Origin of the sequence: Sulfodiicoccus acidiphilus (assembly GCF_003967175.1) — an archaeon.
Lineage (GTDB): Archaea > Thermoproteota > Thermoprotei_A > Sulfolobales > Sulfolobaceae > Sulfodiicoccus > Sulfodiicoccus acidiphilus.
Genome location: NZ_AP018553.1, coordinates 745049 through 762946, shown reverse-complemented (window position 1 = coordinate 762946; position 17898 = coordinate 745049). Strand labels below are relative to the sequence as shown.

Here is a 17898-nt window from a genome sequence, read left to right as displayed (position 1 = left end):
TCGGAATTTGTAAAGGGGAGGAGTTATAGAGATAAGGGTTAAACTCAAAGGTCCGTAAATTGACGCACGTCCTTACGGGGCTCTATTATGGCATAATAGACGTAACCTCTACGATAATGAAGGGAAAGACAAGTCGAAAACATCTAAGTTCGAGAAGATTCTGTAAAAACTTTAGTCTATGAATAGTTCATCGACGAGGCTATCTTCACCCGTAAATCGTTGTACTTGTCAGTTATAAGGGAGAGTAAGGTCCTAAGTACCACCTGTTCATCGAACGAGTCGGTGGCCTTCTCCTTCACCTTTTCCACGAGTTCTCTGGCTAGAGGTTCACTATTTATAGAGGAGAGCGAGGATAAGACCACATCCACGAGTGCCTTTCTCGTTAGGAGCATCGATGCGTCTGAGGATCCTTTAGTAGACTCCACTACTTTTTCCATGTACTTCAGCACATCTTCAGCGACTTTATCTACGGCCTGAGCTAGCACAGGGTCTATCATTTTCTTATATTCCTCCTCGTCAGTCGCGAAGGCCACTGTGTCGGCCACTAACTGGTCTACTGCTAGAACGTTATTACGCAGTGAGTTAATCAGTACATCCCTGAGGCCGTCTCTCACCTGTGGAGTGAGGGCGACCTCAGGTCTTTTCTCCATGGAGATCCCCAATTTAGAGGCTATGAACTCCGTCAGAGTAACTGCCTCTATGCCCACTTTTCTAAATTTGGCGGCGGCAAAGGGACAAAGAGTTACTACTCTTTTATACTTCTCTCCTATCGTTCTGGCCATCATATCTGCCCTTCTGCCGAGATTGGCCTCAAGTTGAGCCCCCGAACATCCTTCGACTTTCCTTACCTTGAATCCCCTCTCTCTTAACTTCCTTAAGATTTCGTCGGCATATTCCTGGGAGAAGCAGGCTACGTGCAACGGAACTTCCTCCTCTCCCTTGATGTCGACTATTTCGAGTAGCCTAGAGTCCAATGGCGTGACTACTGCCCTGAACTCAGTGCCCAGGACCTTGGAGTAATCCATGTAGACCTCAGAGAATAGTTTGTAGTCCTCAGGCGCCACGGTTAGGATCTCGTTTACGCTTGAGAGCGACTCCACGTTCTTCCTCACCTTCCTTTGAAGCGATGAACCATTACCGCTGATATAGTCCAGGAAGCCACTGTCTCCCTCAGTCCCTATTAGCCTGACTTTTATTCCCAAGGTCTTAAGTACCTTCAGAGTAACTAGGGCATTCTCTAGGTTCTCTATCCCGCTCTTCCCTACCCACAAAGCTATGTCCGAACTAGGATCCACTACCTCCTGAACCGACTCGTCTACTAACTTCAGGCTCACCGGTTTCTCCTCAGGGATCTTCTTGGCCACCAAGTTGTTTAGCTTGACCAGAAGGGTGGATATAGGTATCTTAGCGGGGCACACACCGTCACAGAGACCGCACTTGTGACACCCAGATATCTCAGCTATGGCTGATAGTGGAACATCTACGGCCCCTTTTATGTGGTAACTCGAGATTGCCCCCTTAACGAAGTCAAACATCCCCTTTGGAGCGTAAGGGTACTGGGGAATTAGTCTGTACTGCGGACACACAGTGATACACATGGCACAGTCTATACACTCCATCCCGTAGTCCACAAACACGTCCATGTATCTTTTTACTGCTTGATAACCACTTACTTCTCCTCCAGAAGTCAGGGCCTTTGCCAGTCCTATGGCAAATCTGAAGGAAAGTGCGTCCCTCTGCTTTCTGGCTATATCCATCACTCCCCTGCCCCTCTCTTTGGGTTCGAAAACCTTGCCAGGATTCATCAGTTCGTCTGGGTCGTTTTGTTGCTTATACTGCCTCATCGCCTCGTACCTGTCCACTCCTAGCTGTGTGAAGGTCTTGCTTGTCACATTGAGTCTATTCTTAGCGTATTGATGAACGAACATTCCCACGGCAAGCATAGAACCCCCTACCGCAATCATCTCCTCCATCATTAAGGTGTTCTTGGCCAGTTCGTAGATGAGTTTCTTGTCGTAAGGCCTCAGGTAGCTCATTGTAAATGCGTTAACAAGGAGAGTCTCTCTCCTCTCCAAAGCTACGTCAACATCGAAGCCACCGTCCTCTTCCAATCTGCCCAATTCCCCCAAATGTCTCCCTAACCTTTCTATCAGTTCCTTCAGTTTAGTGTATTCCACCAGTCCATGTTGGTGTATGAGGAGCCCCTTAGTTCTCATCGCCGCGATCACTCCGTGGTTGAAGGACCACCAACCCGTCCACTCCCCCGTGGTTAATTTACCTCCAGTGTCTAAGGAAAGCCTCTTCAATTTTGGCTCCACTAGCGCCGCTCTGGTGGACGGGTAAAGGATCACTAAGTTCCATTTGTTCGGCTCGACAGGTGCCTTGTACTTCTCGGCCATGTACGTGGAGATCGCCTTCCCTCTCACTTGGACGTGCCACGCCGGTATGAGTTGTTTATAGAACTCCCCTATCGCTTTTATCACCTCGTCAAAGGAATCGTAAGAGAGCGTAACAGCCTCGGTCGCTGAGAAAGGCCTCAGCCTTATCCCCGCCTTTACTATAATTCCAGTGGTTCCCTCTGCTCCGCAGGCTACGGCTAGGTCCCCTCCCTGAAGTCTGACCAGTTCGCCTCTTGGACTCACCATTTCCACGAAGGCTACGTTGTCAGATACGAATCCGTACTCGTAGGAGCCTATGCCCAACGCATCCCCGGCTATTCCTCCTCCAACAGTGGAGTCGTAGGAGGAGGGAAACGTCCTCAACTGCATTCCCTTCTGCTGCGAATGCATGTCGACAACCTTCCATGTGGCGCCCGGCCCAACCGTGGCTAGTTTGTCACCGGCGTTCACCTCGACGAAGTCCATCTTGGAGAAGTCTACCACTATACCTCCCTCTGTGGGGATGGCGTTTCCATATCTATTTGTTCCCCTACCGTATGGTGTTAAGGGTACCTTGTACTTTCGCGCTATCCTGACTAAGTCAATTACATCGTCGGCGGTCTTAGGATAAACTACGTAATCTGGGATATTGTTTATCTTAACTCCAGCCCACACGATGTGAGGAACGAACCCCATATCTGACGAATGGGAGAACCTTTCGGATAGTTCAGTACTGAAATTGTCTCCGAACCTGTCCCTTAACTCCTCTACAATCATTCGTTAAATCTTCTATAGCTACTGGTAAAATAATCTTTGCTTTCTCTCGGTTAGACTTCTATATCAACTATTCGCTTAAGGGGACTCTCTCGCGGCTCTTAGTTAAAGCCTGTAAAATACCAAAAGGGGTTAGCGCGGGCGATTCAGGTTTCAATTGCGAATTGTAATTATAGCAAAGATAGATTAAATAAGGGATATCGTTAAGCGTGAATCCCTACCTAGTCCGTGCGGGGGTATTCAATTAAATTCATTTTATTTTTCTGAATAAACTGAATTCGCAAAGGACCCCTGAATCTCCCGTTAGCGCCGTTGACAACAGTTTCCGAGTAGTCGAGAAGTATATATTTCGAGGTTTAAACAAAATGCAGTAACACCAGGTGGGGCGAAGATATCCAGACGAGGTATGGCGGTGAACTGAGGACGTGCGGGGTTTTCCTCCTCTGATAGTAACACTCGTTTGGGTGAGATGATCTCGCAAATGGGGCTGAGAGAGGCGAACGTTCCCAGGGAGTTCGGTGAAGCCCAAGGGCCGGGGATCGGGCACTAATTCGTGAAAATTCAATGAAGACCGAACGCCGGGACGAGCCTTTTTTGATCACCTAAACTAAAGTTTTTAACGTTGGGCACGAGGTCAGAATGCATGAAGTATGTTGCCCTTCTTCTGATATCGTTACTATTGGCGCCGCTAGCCCTAAGTTCCTCAAGTGGGACACAGTACGTAATTTACAGCATCAACTTTACATCTGGAGATGTCAACGGAACTGCCCTACTTACCATACAGACGTCTCCTGGACATCCATTCAATAACACCTTTACGCTTGTGGGCGAGCTAAATGTTTTCAACTCCACAACTAAAATAGACTACTCTACATTCTATAACGCAAACTACAGCCTAATACAACAATTACTCTCGTCCAACTTATCAACTCTGCTCAACAAGACTATAGATGTCATGAGGAATGGTGTCTTAGGAAACCTCACTTACAACCTTAGTATTCGCTATGGTCAAGGTGGTGTAAGAGAGGTTCAAGTGAACGGACAGTCTTTGAAGGCCAATCTCCATAACCTATCGGCCTACCTTCACGTCTACTTAAATTACAACAAGTCAGTATTCGGGACACCAGTAGAGCTAAGTTATTCCCTTGAAGCTGGCGCTAAAGGTTATGTGGAGGTCCTTCAGGATGGTTTGCTCTATTCGGCTCAGCTCACCGGTACTTCGAATAGTACTCACGGCGCAGATTTCATGGGTGCCCAGTTCTCTGACCAGGGTAGTGTACACACTTTAAGCATGGAAATAAGGCTGGTTTCAACTAACCTAATAGGCGATCCTTCACCCGACTACGTGATATACATAGTTCCAGCCACTGTGGCTGTGGTAGTTGTAGGCTACATCTTGGCAAGGAAGTTCATGTGAGCTTTTTTCTTTACTTCTCCCTACCTATTTTAGAGACTCTTGGACAGGAGGATCAAACTCCACTATCCAGATGGTACCCTTGCTGGTTACGCTGTCTACGACGGTAGCTCCACTAAGGTCTATCAGATAGACGAGGGTAGGAAGAAGCTCCTCTTCCAAGTTCGCGGGATCTTCCCACCTCCTACAGTGGATTACTCATGGATAGACAAAGTGTTAGAGAAAGGACTTGGTGATGGGAGAAAGAGGTTCATTTTATACGTAGCAAGCAGGTATCTCGTCAACGTAAAGTCGATGGACGAGGAGACTGCATTGGACGTGTTGAGGAAATTCTACGAGATAGGAGGAGGGGTGGTCTACGATGCCTGGTTGAGGTCGGTTATACGTGGAGTTAAAAGCAGGGGACTTAAGCCATGGAGCCTTTCTAGAGTGAAGAGGGACGATCCAGACCTCTTCTCTCAAATCCAGAGTGTGCTTTCCTTAGGTCCAAGGGCTAAGAGTCGCGAAAGTACATAATCATCGTAGAAGACTTTGGGCATCTTTTCAGAAGTTTCCTTTAAAAAGTGTTACATTCTATTCTATGAATAGAGGTTATTGATAACAGAAGAAAGAGCAGTGGAGGTTGATGTCGATAGGATAGCGCTACTGAAGTATCTCTACGACGAGAGGAACTCCCCACAGCTATGGGCCATAGTCAAGGAGGTTCAACCGATAGGAGAGGACGAGTATACAGCTACTGTCCAACTGCCTGGAGTGCCGGTGCCCTTAGCGAAGGTGCTGGTGAGGAAGTCCCTAAACGTGGACGGGGTGATCCACGAAGGTCACTCTAACTCTCCCAGGCTACTTCTACGACTTTCAGTCTTCCTTCTCGGGAGGAGATGCGTATTAAGGGCCGAGTACGAAGGTCCGATGGAGTACTTCGCTAGGCGGTTCCTCAGGAACCTCTTAGCTGGGTCAGCTAAGAAGTTGGAGGAGGTCTCTAGAGAGCTAGCAAGGACCTAGAGAACTTTGTTAGAGGAGGGATATTTCGACAACTCTACTGGGAACTCATATTCCGAGAAGGACTTGAGTTCCCTGTGTATCTCCTCCATTGTTAATTCCTGTTTTAAGGCACCGTAGACTACTGTCCGAAGTTCTGGAGGGACTTGAGAGAGTTCCGGCTCTGCCCTATGGAACTCTCTCAGCGCCTCGCTTTTGTCCAACTTTCCTGACGCAGCGGATTCAAGTTCCCTCTCTAGCCAGTCAGGAGTGGGATACTTCCCCGTAAGGGACACGTAAAGTGAGACGCCTAGCGAATAGATATCTAGCGTGGTATCGGCCCTCACTCCGAACCTTTGAAGCGGATGCGCGTAAAAAGGAGTATAATGGATCACCGGCTCTCCTATTCTCACCGAGGAGCCTAGGTCGGAGAGCTTACTCACGACCTTGCCCGTGGACAGGGAATCCAATGCCTCAACACCGTAGTATGGGAGAGGAACGTTGAAGAGTACGTTGGATGGTTTGAAGTCACAATGAACGTAGCCATTACTATGGAGGTGAATTAGAGCAGCGGCCTGTTCTTTGAAAACGTGGGACACGACTTGAGGCCAGCTCACCGAGCCTCTGAGTGTAGCATATTCCTTTGACACAAGAATGTTAGTGAGGTCTCCCCCCTCCATGTACTCTGTCACTATGGCAGGCGGGAAGTTTGGGTCGTATTCATCGTTTATATAACTCCCGACAATCCTTATGACATTAGGGTGTTGTGAAAGCTGTTGCAGCTTGGCCACCTCCTGTAGCGTTTCCCTAGGTTTGGAGTCCTCCTTCATCACTTTCATCGCGAACTTCCTGCTCTTTCTTTCGGCCAAATACACTTTCCCCATTCCACCATCTCCCACCAACTTTCTCAGATGGTACCCGTAAAGGGTTGTACCTTCTAACTCGTCATCTACGTCTACCACCCTGGTACACGCCTCCGCTATCCCCTCACTACACGCGAAGGCGAACTCTTTCGATGCCTTTGATGGAGAAACCTTTTCTAGGATTATCCCTCTAAGAAACGCTATACCTGGTGTCCTTCGGAGTGCGTCAGCCCTGTCTAGGACCCTCAACGCTTCCTCCTCCTTCCCAGCCTTAAGGAGGGCCCAGCCCAGTATAGAAAGGTTCCTTAAGGATTCTCCTCTTTTCACCGCTTCGATGAGGTAATCTATAGCTTCCTTAGTCTTCCCTCTTCTCATAAGTTCCAGTCCGATCTTCACCGCTGGTTCTGGGTAGTCTGGACACAGCTCCATCGCCTTGGCCATTGCTTTAAGGTCCCCGCTCGAGATCAGTCTATCGGCCTCTTCCCTCAACTTCCTTCTGAGCTCGTTGGCCTTGACCTCATCGAACCTTTCGTAGAGTCGGGCCGCTTCTCTCAGCATCCCCTCCTTCTCCATGCAGGAGGCTGCGGCCAACGCCTCCTCCCTTCCGAAACTTTGTAACTTATTGAACACTTGCAGAACCGTTCTACATTCGCTGGATTTCCTTACAGCCTCCATAAGAACTTCCTCGTTTTGGCTCACCGATAGAGCGTACTTCACGAAAGTTTCCCCTAGAGACATTACCTTGATTAGAGAGCGAGTATCCCCTTTTCTAATTGGAACTCCCTCCACTACATCGAACCTGGAACCCATCGGCAATCGTGGGGAGTTGACCCAGACGTAAACGTTACCCTTACCGTCAGCCAGTAGGTTCGAACTCAGATCGTCTACGTAACCATCGACGAAGAGGTCCCTCGCTTCCCTCACCTTACCTAGGTCTATCACGACCCCTTTCCTCTTCCCGTTTTCCTCCACGTACCCTACAACCTCGTTCTTTACCTGGAAGTCGGTCTTCACGTAGTACAAGGAGCCTCGGTAGACATACCCTCTGTCTCCAATCTTGAACACGAGGGACCTCAATTGTATTACCTCAGGGCCTTCGTTACTTCGCTTGCTACTTCCTTGGAGAGCCTACTCGTCCTCTTTGTGCTTTCAAGCCTTCTCGTCGACTCGAAACTCCTTGTTAGCCTTCTGGTAGCCTCCACCAGCTCGACCCTTCTAGTTTCCTCAGCCACCTTCTTCATCATGTCCAAAGTCTTGGTCGCCTGATCGAGTTCACCTGTCATTACCTCGTCTCCATACTTCTTAAGAAGTTCATAGTACCTATACTCCCTCATGAGGTCCTTATTGAGACCACTTAGGAAGTCTCCATCGTCCAGTCGGACGGATTCCTCCTCTATCCTAACTGATCCGTCAGTGGGGTCCCTATAACTCACCACCGCCTTCAGGGACTCACCACTGGCATTGGCGGGAAGAACTGTCTCACCGTATATTTTTACGACCTCTTGGACGGCCGATATCCTGACTGGAGGACCTTGGTAGTTGAGGATCTTGACTTCCCTAGGCCACCTGAATTCCACCGTCAAGTCCTTGGCCGCAACGTACGTTACGGTGGCCTTAGGGAGCTCCTGGGATATAGTCTCCGGGTCTTCCAGGTGGTACAACTTACCGCCGCAGGAGTCTACCACGGACTTCAAAATGGATTCGTTGTAGTCCTCACCTACTCCGAAGGCGTAAACTGTGAGTGAGCTGGGGACCTCTATTTTAGAATAGGCCTCGGACTCGTGAACGTCAGTTGGTTTGCCGTCAGTGAGAAGGATCATGTATCCTGGCTTTCCCCTCTCCCTGAACTTCGCGTAAGCTGTTCTGAGAGCGGCGTACAACTGAGTTCCTCCTCCAGCCTTAAACTCTAGGTTGACGTTTCGTGGTTCCTCGAAGTTTGCAACTGTTCTGACGTCGTCAGAGAAGGTTAGGATAGTAGCCCTATTACCTTCTGGGATCTTGGCCAAAAGAGACTCTACCCCCTTCTTCGCAGTTTCCAACTTCACTCCTTCCATTGAACCGCTCACATCTAGGAGAACCATGTAGTGCATGTCGTTGGTGGGAACCACTTTCTCTGGGACGACGTTGAGTCTGAACTTCATTGCGACGTCTTGCGTATAGGGATGCCTATGACTGGTCTCGAGGGAGAGGGAGATGCTCAATTTCATCACTCCGCTGTGAACTTCAGCGTGGTAAAGCTACCTAGCTTCACTACAGCTCCCTGAGGGAGCTTGGTCTTCTTTTCTACCTTCTTGAAGGATTCGCCGTCGTAAACGTAAGTTCCGTTAGTGCTCGAGGAGTCCTCGAGAAAGAGTTCATCGCCCTCCATGTAAAGCGTGGCGTGTTTCCTCGAGACCTCTGGATCTGGAACTATTATCACGTTCTCTGTACCCCTTCCTATTGTAACCTTTGGAAAAGTGGACAGTTCCAATTCTACTTTGGAGCCAGGGAGCGTGCTGGGTCCATTAATGAATTCAACCTTAAGTTTACTTGGTGGGGGCGAGGATTGTTTGGGAAGGTTCTTTGTACCCTCCACCCTGCTTACCCCGCAAGAGGTGCAGGCGGGGCTGTCTCCCTCGTTCTCCCCTCCACATATGGAGCAAGTCCAACTCATGACCCTTAGCTTGCTTCTGGTAATACTTATAAGGACTACTCCCCTCGCTCCTCACCGAGGATAGAAGGTTGGACAGGAACGGATCGATAGTGGAGAGGAAAGAGGTGATCAGAAAAAGGATATGGGACAGGATGGAAGAATCTAGGATAGCCACCTTCCCTTTACCCCCTCACGGAAGGATACCCAACTTCGTCGGGAGTGCTGACGCATGTGCAAGGTTAGCCTCCTCTGATGACTTCGTTAGGGCAAGAGTAATAAAGGTCAATCCAGACGCACCTCAGACCAAGTGCAGGGAGAGAGCCCTCAGGAAGGGTTCAACGTTGGTAATGGCGACTCCACGTCTCAGACAAGGTTTCCTTGTGCTCGAGGGCAACTCACTAGATCCTCGGGAGGCCTCCACGATCGCGGGAGCCTTCAGGAGTGGGGAAAGAGTACATCCATCTTCCTTACCGCCCGTGGAGGTGGTTGTGGTAGGGTCGGTAGCAGTAAACCACAGGGATGGAACCAGGTTGGGAAAGGGACACGGTTATGCCGAGCTTGAATGGGGAATACTCTCTCACTATGGACTAGTTAACCCAGGGGTACCTATCTTGACCTCAGTCCACGATCTTCAGTTGGTCGAGGATTCGCTCCCCGTAGAGCCCTTCGACATCGGAGTGGACGAGACTTTCACACCTTCAGCAGCGTTGAAGTCTCATACTCCACCTCAAAAGCCTAGAGGCATCATCTGGAACTATGTAACCTCGGAGCTGATGGATGAAGTTCCTCTCCTAAAGGAACTCAGGAAGTGAGGTGACGTGACGGATTGTCTGTCCTTTTTCTGAGCTCTATAGAATCCCACTCCAACCAGGAACAGGCCTACAAACGTAATTATGTGAAGATACTAGGAGCAGTGAGCCCTCGTGGAGCGGTTTATATTTAAACGAACAAGCTGGCTTCTGGACAAGTTTAACTTCTCGTTCCTCGTTCACTTCTCCAAATCTCATCTTTACAAAGGTTTAAGTTGCCCTTCGCCACTACCCGCCTATGATTCAGGAGATTGCCCTTGTGACGTCCCTACTTGCGGGTAGTACCATAGTCCTTGGGGGCATAGTTGAGGGGTACGGATACGGGCTTTCCTTGGGAACCAACTGGCCTTATACGAACAACATGATAGACGTCGCTAGAAAGGGCGATCCGGAGGCCATTCACAGGATAACCGCCACGTTAACAGGGATACTAGCCCTAGTCGCTTTGATACTGGACCCGGGCTTGACGACGGTTTTGGGTCTCGTCGCAGTTGCTGCCACTGCTCTGTTGGGCATGGCAACCCTCTACGTCTTAGCGGGTAAGCTTCCTTCCCTGTTCCAGGGTCTCCACGATATAGCCGCCTACACGACTTTCGTTATATATCTCCTGCTCTTCGCCGGCTTCAGGGGAAACCTTCTTACCTTCTTCGAACAGGCTGTCCTTCCACCTCACTTCCTCTACTTCGTGATTTTCATGGGAGGATGGGTGACTGGGACAAGGAAGATGAGGAAGCCCATAGGGGACGTGCGAAGGCCAAAGGGAAGACTCCAGTGGGTTTGGGTGGTCCACGGGTTAGCGGCTGGGATATTTGTGATAAGCCTGATCTTGCTTCACTACTGGTTAACGTTAGGAGTAGCCGTACTAGAGGGCCTAGTTGGTCTACTGGTGTACAGGACGGTCAACTCGAACCCAGAGAAGCCAGGTGCCTCTATCGCGCTCCACCAACTCTTTTCCATCCTGACTGTGGTGGCAATACTCTTGAACTCTGGGATAATCTAAGTGCATCGGATTTCGGTTTAAATTTAAGGGTTCTTGTTACTTCATCGATGTTTCATGTCCGTAAGGAAGCTGAGTGAAAGGGAAGTTCTAGCGCTCGTCCTTACCGCAATAGCTGGAACATTAGTCGTTGGTGCAGCTGTTTACTTCCTTGCCAAGCTAGGTGTACTCCCTGACGTTTACTCAGAGTACTACTACGCGGCGATTTGGGTGGCCGGAGTAATAGTGATAACGTATCTTCTTTCTACTTTCATACAGAGGAAGGCGTCTTCGGTACTTGGGGCCCCTAATGCGTCTACCTTGAGTTTCGTAGTCAGGTTAGTAGGTTACGTCTTGGCCATAGCTGGGTTCTTCGTTCTACTGAAGATTGGACTGGGAGCCGCACTAGCAGCCGGAGGCTTCGCAGGGCTAGTCCTAGGTTTGGCGTCCCAGGACGTTCTTTCCAACGTGTTCGGTGGAATCATGATCCTTGTTTCAAGACCATATAAAATAGGGGACAGGGTGACGATTTCCACTTGGCAGTACGGCTTGCTCGCTCCCACCTACCCACCCAAGTTCTGGTCGGCTGACTTCCTCATCCCTGGCTACACTGGAGTTATTGTCGATATCTCGCTCCTTTACACCACGTTCGTAACCGACGAGAATGTCCCAATAAAGATACCTAACAGCATTATGGTTCAGGCCGCGATTTTCGTGCACAGTAGCCAAGAACTGAGAAAAGTGAGGACTAAGTACGAGGTATCCAAGGATTTGGACCCAGACATCGTGATACCAAGAGTGAAGGAAGCTGTAAAGGAACTGGACTTCGTAGTTGAGGAACCCTCAATAAAGATACTCGACACGAGCCAAACTACCTACGTTCTGGCAGTTGATACTATGTGCCAGACGAACTACGAAGAGCCGGTGAGGAGTGAGGTAATTAAGGTCTTAATGAGGACAGTGAAACAGATTCAGAAGGAAACTACCAGCCATTGACGACACCGATCCCCTGGAGGGCTTAGATCACAAGATAGAGGCTAGGTACACGGCCAGCTCACGCAAAAAGACTCAGCTACCGAATAGAGATTAGGTGGGATCCTTTGTTTTGTCGTTTTCATGAGAATGTAAAGAGCTCACTCGCTGAGGGTCACCGTTAAAGATTAAGGAGGGCACTTCGATCTGTGGTCTCTCCCGTAAACAGGCTCTCCGTATTGGGAGGCATGAGAGCTTTTGGTGGTTCCGTGGTTTGGCCATTCGTGGGAGTTGCGCTTAACACAGTTTATCATCTATCACTCATCGATGTGGCGATCTTCTACGCGGCTCAGGGAGGAGTCACTTCCGTGGCCTATCTGATCGGGGGTCTTCTCGCGGACTACTTAGGGAGAAAGAAGGCTATGCAGGTCTCAGCTATGTTGTCAGCTCTGGCCCTCTTAGCGGGGTTCATTGTTGAGGAGGGAAAATGGGTGACGTTTTTTCTCCTTTTTCAGACCTTTTTCAACAGCGTCTACCAAGTGGCCAACACGGCAGCCGTGGGGGACACCACGTCAGAGATCGGGAACCTAATAAGGGCATTTAGCAGGGTTCGCGTTGGCATAAACATAGGCTGGGCCGCTGGTCCTGCCTTAGGTGGATTATTGTTTCACTATAATTTCTCTCTTTGTCTACTAGCTTCCGCGGCGATTACCCTAGCCTCAGTACCCTTAGTTCCCAGGGTAGAGGTAGGGGGGATAAGAGTCTTATCCTTAAGGGTGAACAGGAGTTACGTAAGATTTCTATTGCCTAACTTCCTCGCAGCCACGGTCATGGGACAACTGGGCTTTCCCCTCATAGAGTACCTGTCCACCGTGAGGGTATCGACTACATTCGCTGGATTACTCTTCACCTTGAACGGGGTTCTAATAGTGGCTTTCCAGGAACCTGTGGGAAGGTTCCTTGCGAAGTTCAATCCGGTCCTTGGGCTGTCCCTAGCAATGATAGGTTATGGGATATCATACTTCTCGTTCTCGTTGGTTAGAAATTTTCTTGATGGAATGGTCTGTGTGGTGGGGGTAACTACGGCCGAGATGATTGCCTCCCCGCTAATCAATGCACTGGCCAACTACCTAGCCGATAAGTCCAACAGGGGAAAGTACATGGGTGCCTTCGGTCTCACCACCTCCCTGGGAAGGACAATAGGGACTTCCATCAGTGCGGGCTTGATGGGGTGGTTCCCTTATGACGGTCTCGTTTTATGGGGCGCTGTCGCCATCTTCGCATTTTCCTCCGCTTTCCTTTTTTGGAGGTTACCCTTGGATTTCGAGAACTCTCAAGGAGAACCAAAGGACTAAGCAACTCCTTGCTGACGTCCTGACGTGACGCTATGAATTGGAGAACTCACGTGTCGAGCCGTCGTTTTCTTGCCCTAAACGCCTGTCGGTTCAGTTTACGAGGAGCCAAACTTCCTCTGAGTGGCTGGAACCCTTCTTTGTCCCCAAATTTGTACATCTACATGGGCCCTCCTTTTCGAGGGAAGCCTCTCATAAGGGAGAAGGCCTTAGAGGAAGAACCTCCTCCTTTATAACACACTCCTTTATAACAGACGAGGAAAATCACTTACAACTATGCTGGAACTCCTTGACAGTCGAGGTAAAGGAGTCGAGCTCGAACTTTACGGAGCGTACTACCCACCTATTTACACTGGCGTGAAGGCCTTAGATGTTGAGGGACTATTAAGAGGTCTCGAGAGGGTAGACGGACTTTCCGTGTTCTATCACGTCTTCCACCCAATTTTCTCCAGTCACATCATCCCCGACGACGTGCACAACGACTTCGCCTTCTGGATACGGGACGAACTAGGGGACTCTACGTTGGCGCACTTGGTCTCTGACGTGCCTGGAGAAGAGCCCAGGACCGTAGAGGACGTGAGGAGAGACCTGATAAAGATCCTCTCTGGGGCTAGCGAGGAGCTGCGTCAAAGGAAGGCCAAGAGGCCGTTCTCCTTCCTTACATGTGTTCCCGTGGTGTACCCAATAGATGTGAAATTGAGCACACTGGGACAACTCTTAGACCAGGTTGCCATGATGCCAGCTAGGGCCCTCGTTTATCACTTCGTTTTCAGGAGAGTTATGGGCTACAGTAAGACCAACGACTTCTCCCAGTGGCTGACAGAAAACTTCGGCCTAGACGAGGTTTCCATCAAACTCTCCAAGATAGACCCGCAGACGTACACCGACGAGGAGAGGATGAGGGAGGACGTCCTAAACGTGCTCAGAGGTGAGTTGTTGAAGTGATAGAGAAGTACGCAGAGTTCGTGGGGGAAGAGTCCTTAGATAGTCTTTTCAGGATAGCTCAGAAACTACATGGAATTTCCGTCCTACACGTCAACTCCACGAAGGAGGGAGGTGGGGTGGCGGAGATCTTGAACAAAATGGTTCCACTGATGAGGGAGTTGGGGCTCAACGTGGAGTGGAAGGTGATAAGGGGAGACGGGGAGTTCTTCAGGGTGACCAAGAGCTTCCACAACTCACTTCAAGGTCAAAGCACTTGGTTGCCTCAGGGTGCCTTTGAGACTTACGACAAGTGGCAGACCATCAATGCCTCAGAGCTCAACACGGACTACGACGTAGTCTTCGTGCACGATCCACAGCCCGCAGGCCTCATAAATTTCAAGAGGAGGGGAAGGTGGATATGGAGGTGTCACATAGACATCTCCTCCCCATATCCCCCAACGTGGGAGTTTCTGAAGAGGAGAATAGAGAAGTACGACGCCGCCATAATTTCGGTTCCCATATTCGGTAGGGAGGACTTGAGCGTGCCTCAGTTCGTTGTTCCTCCCTCAATAGACCCCCTAAGTATCAAGAACAGGAAGATCCACAGCGTCACAGCGGAGAGGGTTCTCAGGAAGTTTGGACTCGATACTGACAGGCCCATCATAACCCAAATTTCGAGGTTCGACTATGCCAAGGACCCGGTGGGGGTAATAAGGACGTATAAGATGCTGAAAAGACATGTTGACGTGCAGCTCGCCTACGTTGGAAGTCCCGCCTCGGACGACCCAGAAGGAGAGGAGGTCTACAGAAAGACGGTGGCGGAGGCGGGAGACGATAGCGACATCCACCTACTCATGCTGCCTCCAAACAGCGACCTAGAGATAAATGCCTTCCAGAGTGGCTCTGACGTTGTGATGCAGAAGTCAGTAAGGGAGGGCTTTGGGTTAACAGTGAGCGAGGCCTTGTGGAAGGGGAAGGCCGTAATAGGCGGCAATACCGGAGGAATACCGCTCCAAGTCGTGAACAATGTTACTGGATACCTAGTTAACACTCCAGAGGAAGCCGCCCACTACGCACTGTACCTCCTGAGGTGGAGACAGGTGGCTGAGAGATTGGGGGCCAACGGTAGGGAGCACGTGAGGCAGAACTTCCTCCTGCCTAGACACATAAGGGACTACTTGATGGTGATGACCTACGTTTTGGGAGTGAGGTAAGTCGATGTATTGAAAAGTAGACTGGGATCCCGGGATCTCTTTCCCAAGAGTTAGGCCAAACTCCTACCGGAGGCGGGGATTAGGCTAGGAGAGTAATATTGGTGTTATTGCGCTAAAGGAATTACACCCACTTGTTCCCTCGTGAGAAGAACGTGCCGCGCCTTAAGGAATATGACGGAATACAGACGAAGTGTTGTTGAGCCGGAGCGTTTCGTTTCCCTTTTTCCGTCACGTACAGAAAAGGGTACAGCCTCTTTGCTCTAGTTACATCAGGTTCCTACAGTTCCTCTGAAAATCCTTATATATTTTGAATAAGGATTTCTATCACATGAGAAGTTACAAAGTCGGGGTTGAGGGGGCGTAAAGTCTCGCCCTTCACGGCGGGACGGATAGCCCCCTCATATTTATACTTCTTTGTTAAAATTTCTCTTAGTGGTACTAACGACGCTCCTCCCCAGCTCGATCTAAGGTTTAATGGGACTGAGGGAGGAGCAGCTATTATCTCCTTCTCTTAAGGGACTAGACGTAATGGGTGAAAGTCCCCTCCTCTTCAAATGGGAGTGGATCTCTGATCCACTCGACTGCCCACCAAACGAGACATGTAAACCCGAACCGATGGTGGGAACGACGAGCCCTCTGGGAGGGAACCATCGCCCTTCCAGGGCGGGGAGGAAGTCAGCTATTACTACTCCCGTTGTTTTTGGTCTCGCTTTCCTTGGGAGCTATGGCCTCTCCGCAACAGACTCAAGGTCAAGCAATATTTCAGAGGTACGTATCGGACCTCAGGGTGTTCTCCTTTCTAGGTCGCCAAGGAGTTTTCTACTATGTAGAGTCTTCAATTTATAAATTCACACCAGTTCATCGGACGCTGACCACTCTCAACATCACCCTTTACAAGTTGTCTCCCACTGGCACGCCCACTAGATATAACGGCACTATTCAAGTCAACGCTAGCGCCTTCAACATCACAGTCTACACGGATCTCCCTCAACTGGCCAGGGTGGTTGTCAACGGTTCACCTGGACTCCAGGTGGTGTGGGCCGGACTCTCGGGAGGTGGTAAGGTGGGAGGGTACTCCTACGTTAATGGGACAGCCACGGTAGAGCTTCAGTTCATTAACGGTTCCTCCATGGCAACAGTGGAGGTTCCATTGAACCTAAGCTCAGGTTCCTCAACGGAACGAATATCCCTAACTCTCATTCCGACTAACGCCTCCGTAATCTATAGGGTCCAAAGGAGCCTGTCGGTTCAGTTCCAAGAGCCGCGTAGGTACGCTCCGTTAATCGAGGAGTCTCAGACATTCAATTCCTCTACCTTTGCGAGGTACAATGCGACTGTGGCCTACTTTAACGGGACCTACGTACCGGCCCTCGAGTGGCGAGGGGAAGGGATCGGCTCTTTCGCCTCCTCAGTTCATCTTCCTGGAATTCTTGGAGAAAGCTTCAGTCAGTCAGTGGTGACAGGTTTCACCACCCTAGAGTTCTTCGGAGTGAATGGAACCTCCATAGGATACATTCACCTGGCCTAACTCCTCCAAGGTGACTTCTTACGATTCACTTCTCAGCGATATGATGGGTGTTCAGGTGTTGTTAGTGTTTACAAAGGACGGGCAAGTGGAGTCTACGGCCTACGTTAACCTCACTCACCCGATCTACGTCAGAGGGACGGCTACGCTAGTCCTTGTTTCCCTGAATTATAGCTCGACCTTCCTCGCAGTCTACCACAACGGCTCTTCCGTGCAACTCCCTAGAGTCTCTCCTACAATTGAGAAAGTAATCTCGCTACGTTTGGACGGAAGGAACTATACATCACAGGAGGTTGTGGTTAACTCCACTTTGCCTTCAGTGTTCAACGTCTCTCTACTAAATCACACCAACTACATTTATGTCGCAGCTGAGACCGACCACGGTTTCAGGTTCCTCAACGACTCTCAGTACTTCCTGTCATCTGGGAGGGTCTTCGTGATAAACGACCCAGTCTCTACCTACTTTGTAGTGTACTCTCAGACTCCAGTTTCCGTCATCCCAGTTCCATCTCAATCTTCCGCACTTAGCGCGGCCCAAGGGTACCTGCTTTACGTCCTAGTGGGAATTGTGGTGGTGTTAATTGCTGCTATAGTTTATTATATTCGTAAATAAGAAAAAATATAATATTATTATTAACTTTACAGCCTCTAGAGCCCAGAGTCTAGAGACCCTCGAGACTCACGTCATTTTCCCCATTTTCTTTCACTATCTCGGCCTCGTATTGGGTATAATTGTGTTTTTCACAGTTATGTGGATATTAACACATTGAGCCTACATTTAATGAGCTGAAAAGAATAAAAATCAAGGCATCCGGTATTTATGCTAGGTTCCACTGGAAGTTCTCAGTCGACCTGCCTGTCCTCAGAATTCTCGCGGTCCCCTAAAGTTGACGCCTATCTTCAGTACCTCCTCAAGTAGAGATAACTGGGAGTTATCTTTACCGACGAAGTGAGGAGATTTCATTAAGAGAAATCTTCACAAGCCTTCTCCAGTGGAAGTTTAGGTCGACTGTTTCCCCCTTGGACTCCAAGTAATATCCTCAATCAGTAATACTAGCCTCCTTTTCTAGTCTGAGTTAGGCCGGCT

General features: G+C 49.6%; 15 protein-coding genes. 11 read left to right on the top strand and 4 right to left on the bottom strand.

What is annotated here, in order from left to right:
• Positions 1-176: 176 nt before the first annotated feature.
• Complete coding sequence (locus HS1genome_RS03990) at positions 177-3155, bottom strand: FAD-binding and (Fe-S)-binding domain-containing protein (protein ID WP_126449714.1); 2979 nt, start codon at positions 3153-3155, stop codon at positions 177-179.
• A gap of 640 nt (positions 3156-3795) precedes the next feature.
• Between HS1genome_RS03990 and HS1genome_RS03985 the strand changes: the two genes are divergently transcribed.
• From HS1genome_RS03985 to HS1genome_RS03975, 3 genes are all read left to right on the top strand, one after another.
• A complete protein-coding gene (locus tag HS1genome_RS03985) occupies positions 3796-4569 on the top strand; it encodes a hypothetical protein (RefSeq protein ID WP_126449713.1) in 774 nt (257 codons plus the stop codon).
• 39 nt (positions 4570-4608) lie between these two features.
• Positions 4609-5082 (top strand): DNA primase noncatalytic subunit PriX, encoded by a 474-nt coding sequence (priX, locus tag HS1genome_RS03980; protein ID WP_126449712.1) that lies wholly within the window; start codon positions 4609-4611, stop codon positions 5080-5082.
• A 78-nt stretch (positions 5083-5160) separates the two neighbouring features.
• Positions 5161-5568: a hypothetical protein gene (locus tag HS1genome_RS03975; protein ID WP_126449711.1), complete on the top strand. Its 408-nt coding sequence runs from the start codon at positions 5161-5163 to the stop codon at positions 5566-5568.
• Here HS1genome_RS03975 and HS1genome_RS03970 read toward each other — a convergent pair.
• From HS1genome_RS03970 to HS1genome_RS03960, 3 genes are read right to left on the bottom strand one after another with little or no spacing between them, the layout of a single operon-like run.
• Positions 5565-7484, bottom strand: a complete 1920-nt coding sequence (locus HS1genome_RS03970; RefSeq protein ID WP_126449710.1) for a protein kinase domain-containing protein — start codon at positions 7482-7484, stop codon at positions 5565-5567. The genes HS1genome_RS03975 and HS1genome_RS03970 overlap by 4 nt on opposite strands.
• A gap of 5 nt (positions 7485-7489) precedes the next feature.
• Positions 7490-8614: a VWA domain-containing protein gene (locus HS1genome_RS03965; protein ID WP_126449709.1), complete on the bottom strand. Its 1125-nt coding sequence runs from the start codon at positions 8612-8614 to the stop codon at positions 7490-7492.
• Entirely contained in the window at positions 8614-9060 is a 447-nt protein-coding gene (locus HS1genome_RS03960; protein WP_126449708.1) for an FHA domain-containing protein, read from the bottom strand. Before HS1genome_RS03960 ends, HS1genome_RS03965 begins: the two co-directional genes overlap by 1 nt.
• 68 nt (positions 9061-9128) lie before the next feature.
• Here HS1genome_RS03960 and HS1genome_RS03955 point away from each other — a divergent pair, with 68 nt between their 5' ends.
• The 8 genes from HS1genome_RS03955 to HS1genome_RS03915 all read left to right on the top strand — a co-directional run bounded on the left by HS1genome_RS03955 (position 9129) and on the right by HS1genome_RS03915 (position 17424).
• Positions 9129-9851, top strand: coding sequence for a 5-formyltetrahydrofolate cyclo-ligase (locus HS1genome_RS03955; protein WP_197721525.1), 723 nt, complete (start codon positions 9129-9131; stop codon positions 9849-9851).
• A 235-nt stretch (positions 9852-10086) separates the two neighbouring features.
• Positions 10087-10848, top strand: coding sequence for a cytochrome C oxidase assembly protein (locus tag HS1genome_RS03950; protein ID WP_126449707.1), 762 nt, complete (start codon positions 10087-10089; stop codon positions 10846-10848).
• Between the two features lie 54 nt (positions 10849-10902).
• Positions 10903-11820, top strand: a complete 918-nt coding sequence (locus HS1genome_RS03945) for a mechanosensitive ion channel family protein (RefSeq protein ID WP_126449706.1) — start codon at positions 10903-10905, stop codon at positions 11818-11820.
• A gap of 185 nt (positions 11821-12005) precedes the next feature.
• Entirely contained in the window at positions 12006-13151 is a 1146-nt protein-coding gene (locus HS1genome_RS03940) for an MFS transporter (RefSeq protein ID WP_126449705.1), read from the top strand.
• 273 nt (positions 13152-13424) lie between these two features.
• Positions 13425-14093, top strand: a complete 669-nt coding sequence (locus HS1genome_RS03935; protein WP_126449704.1) for a DUF5752 family protein — start codon at positions 13425-13427, stop codon at positions 14091-14093.
• Positions 14090-15286 carry a glycosyltransferase gene (locus HS1genome_RS03930; RefSeq protein WP_126449703.1) on the top strand — a complete coding sequence of 399 codons (1197 nt, stop codon included), beginning with the start codon at positions 14090-14092 and terminating at the stop codon, positions 15284-15286. Before HS1genome_RS03935 ends, HS1genome_RS03930 begins: the two co-directional genes overlap by 4 nt.
• A gap of 724 nt (positions 15287-16010) precedes the next feature.
• Complete coding sequence (locus HS1genome_RS03920) at positions 16011-16814, top strand: hypothetical protein (protein ID WP_158613713.1); 804 nt, start codon at positions 16011-16013, stop codon at positions 16812-16814.
• Between the two features lie 10 nt (positions 16815-16824).
• Positions 16825-17424 (top strand): hypothetical protein, encoded by a 600-nt coding sequence (locus tag HS1genome_RS03915; RefSeq protein WP_126449701.1) that lies wholly within the window; start codon positions 16825-16827, stop codon positions 17422-17424.
• The last annotated feature ends 474 nt before the right edge of the window (positions 17425-17898 follow it).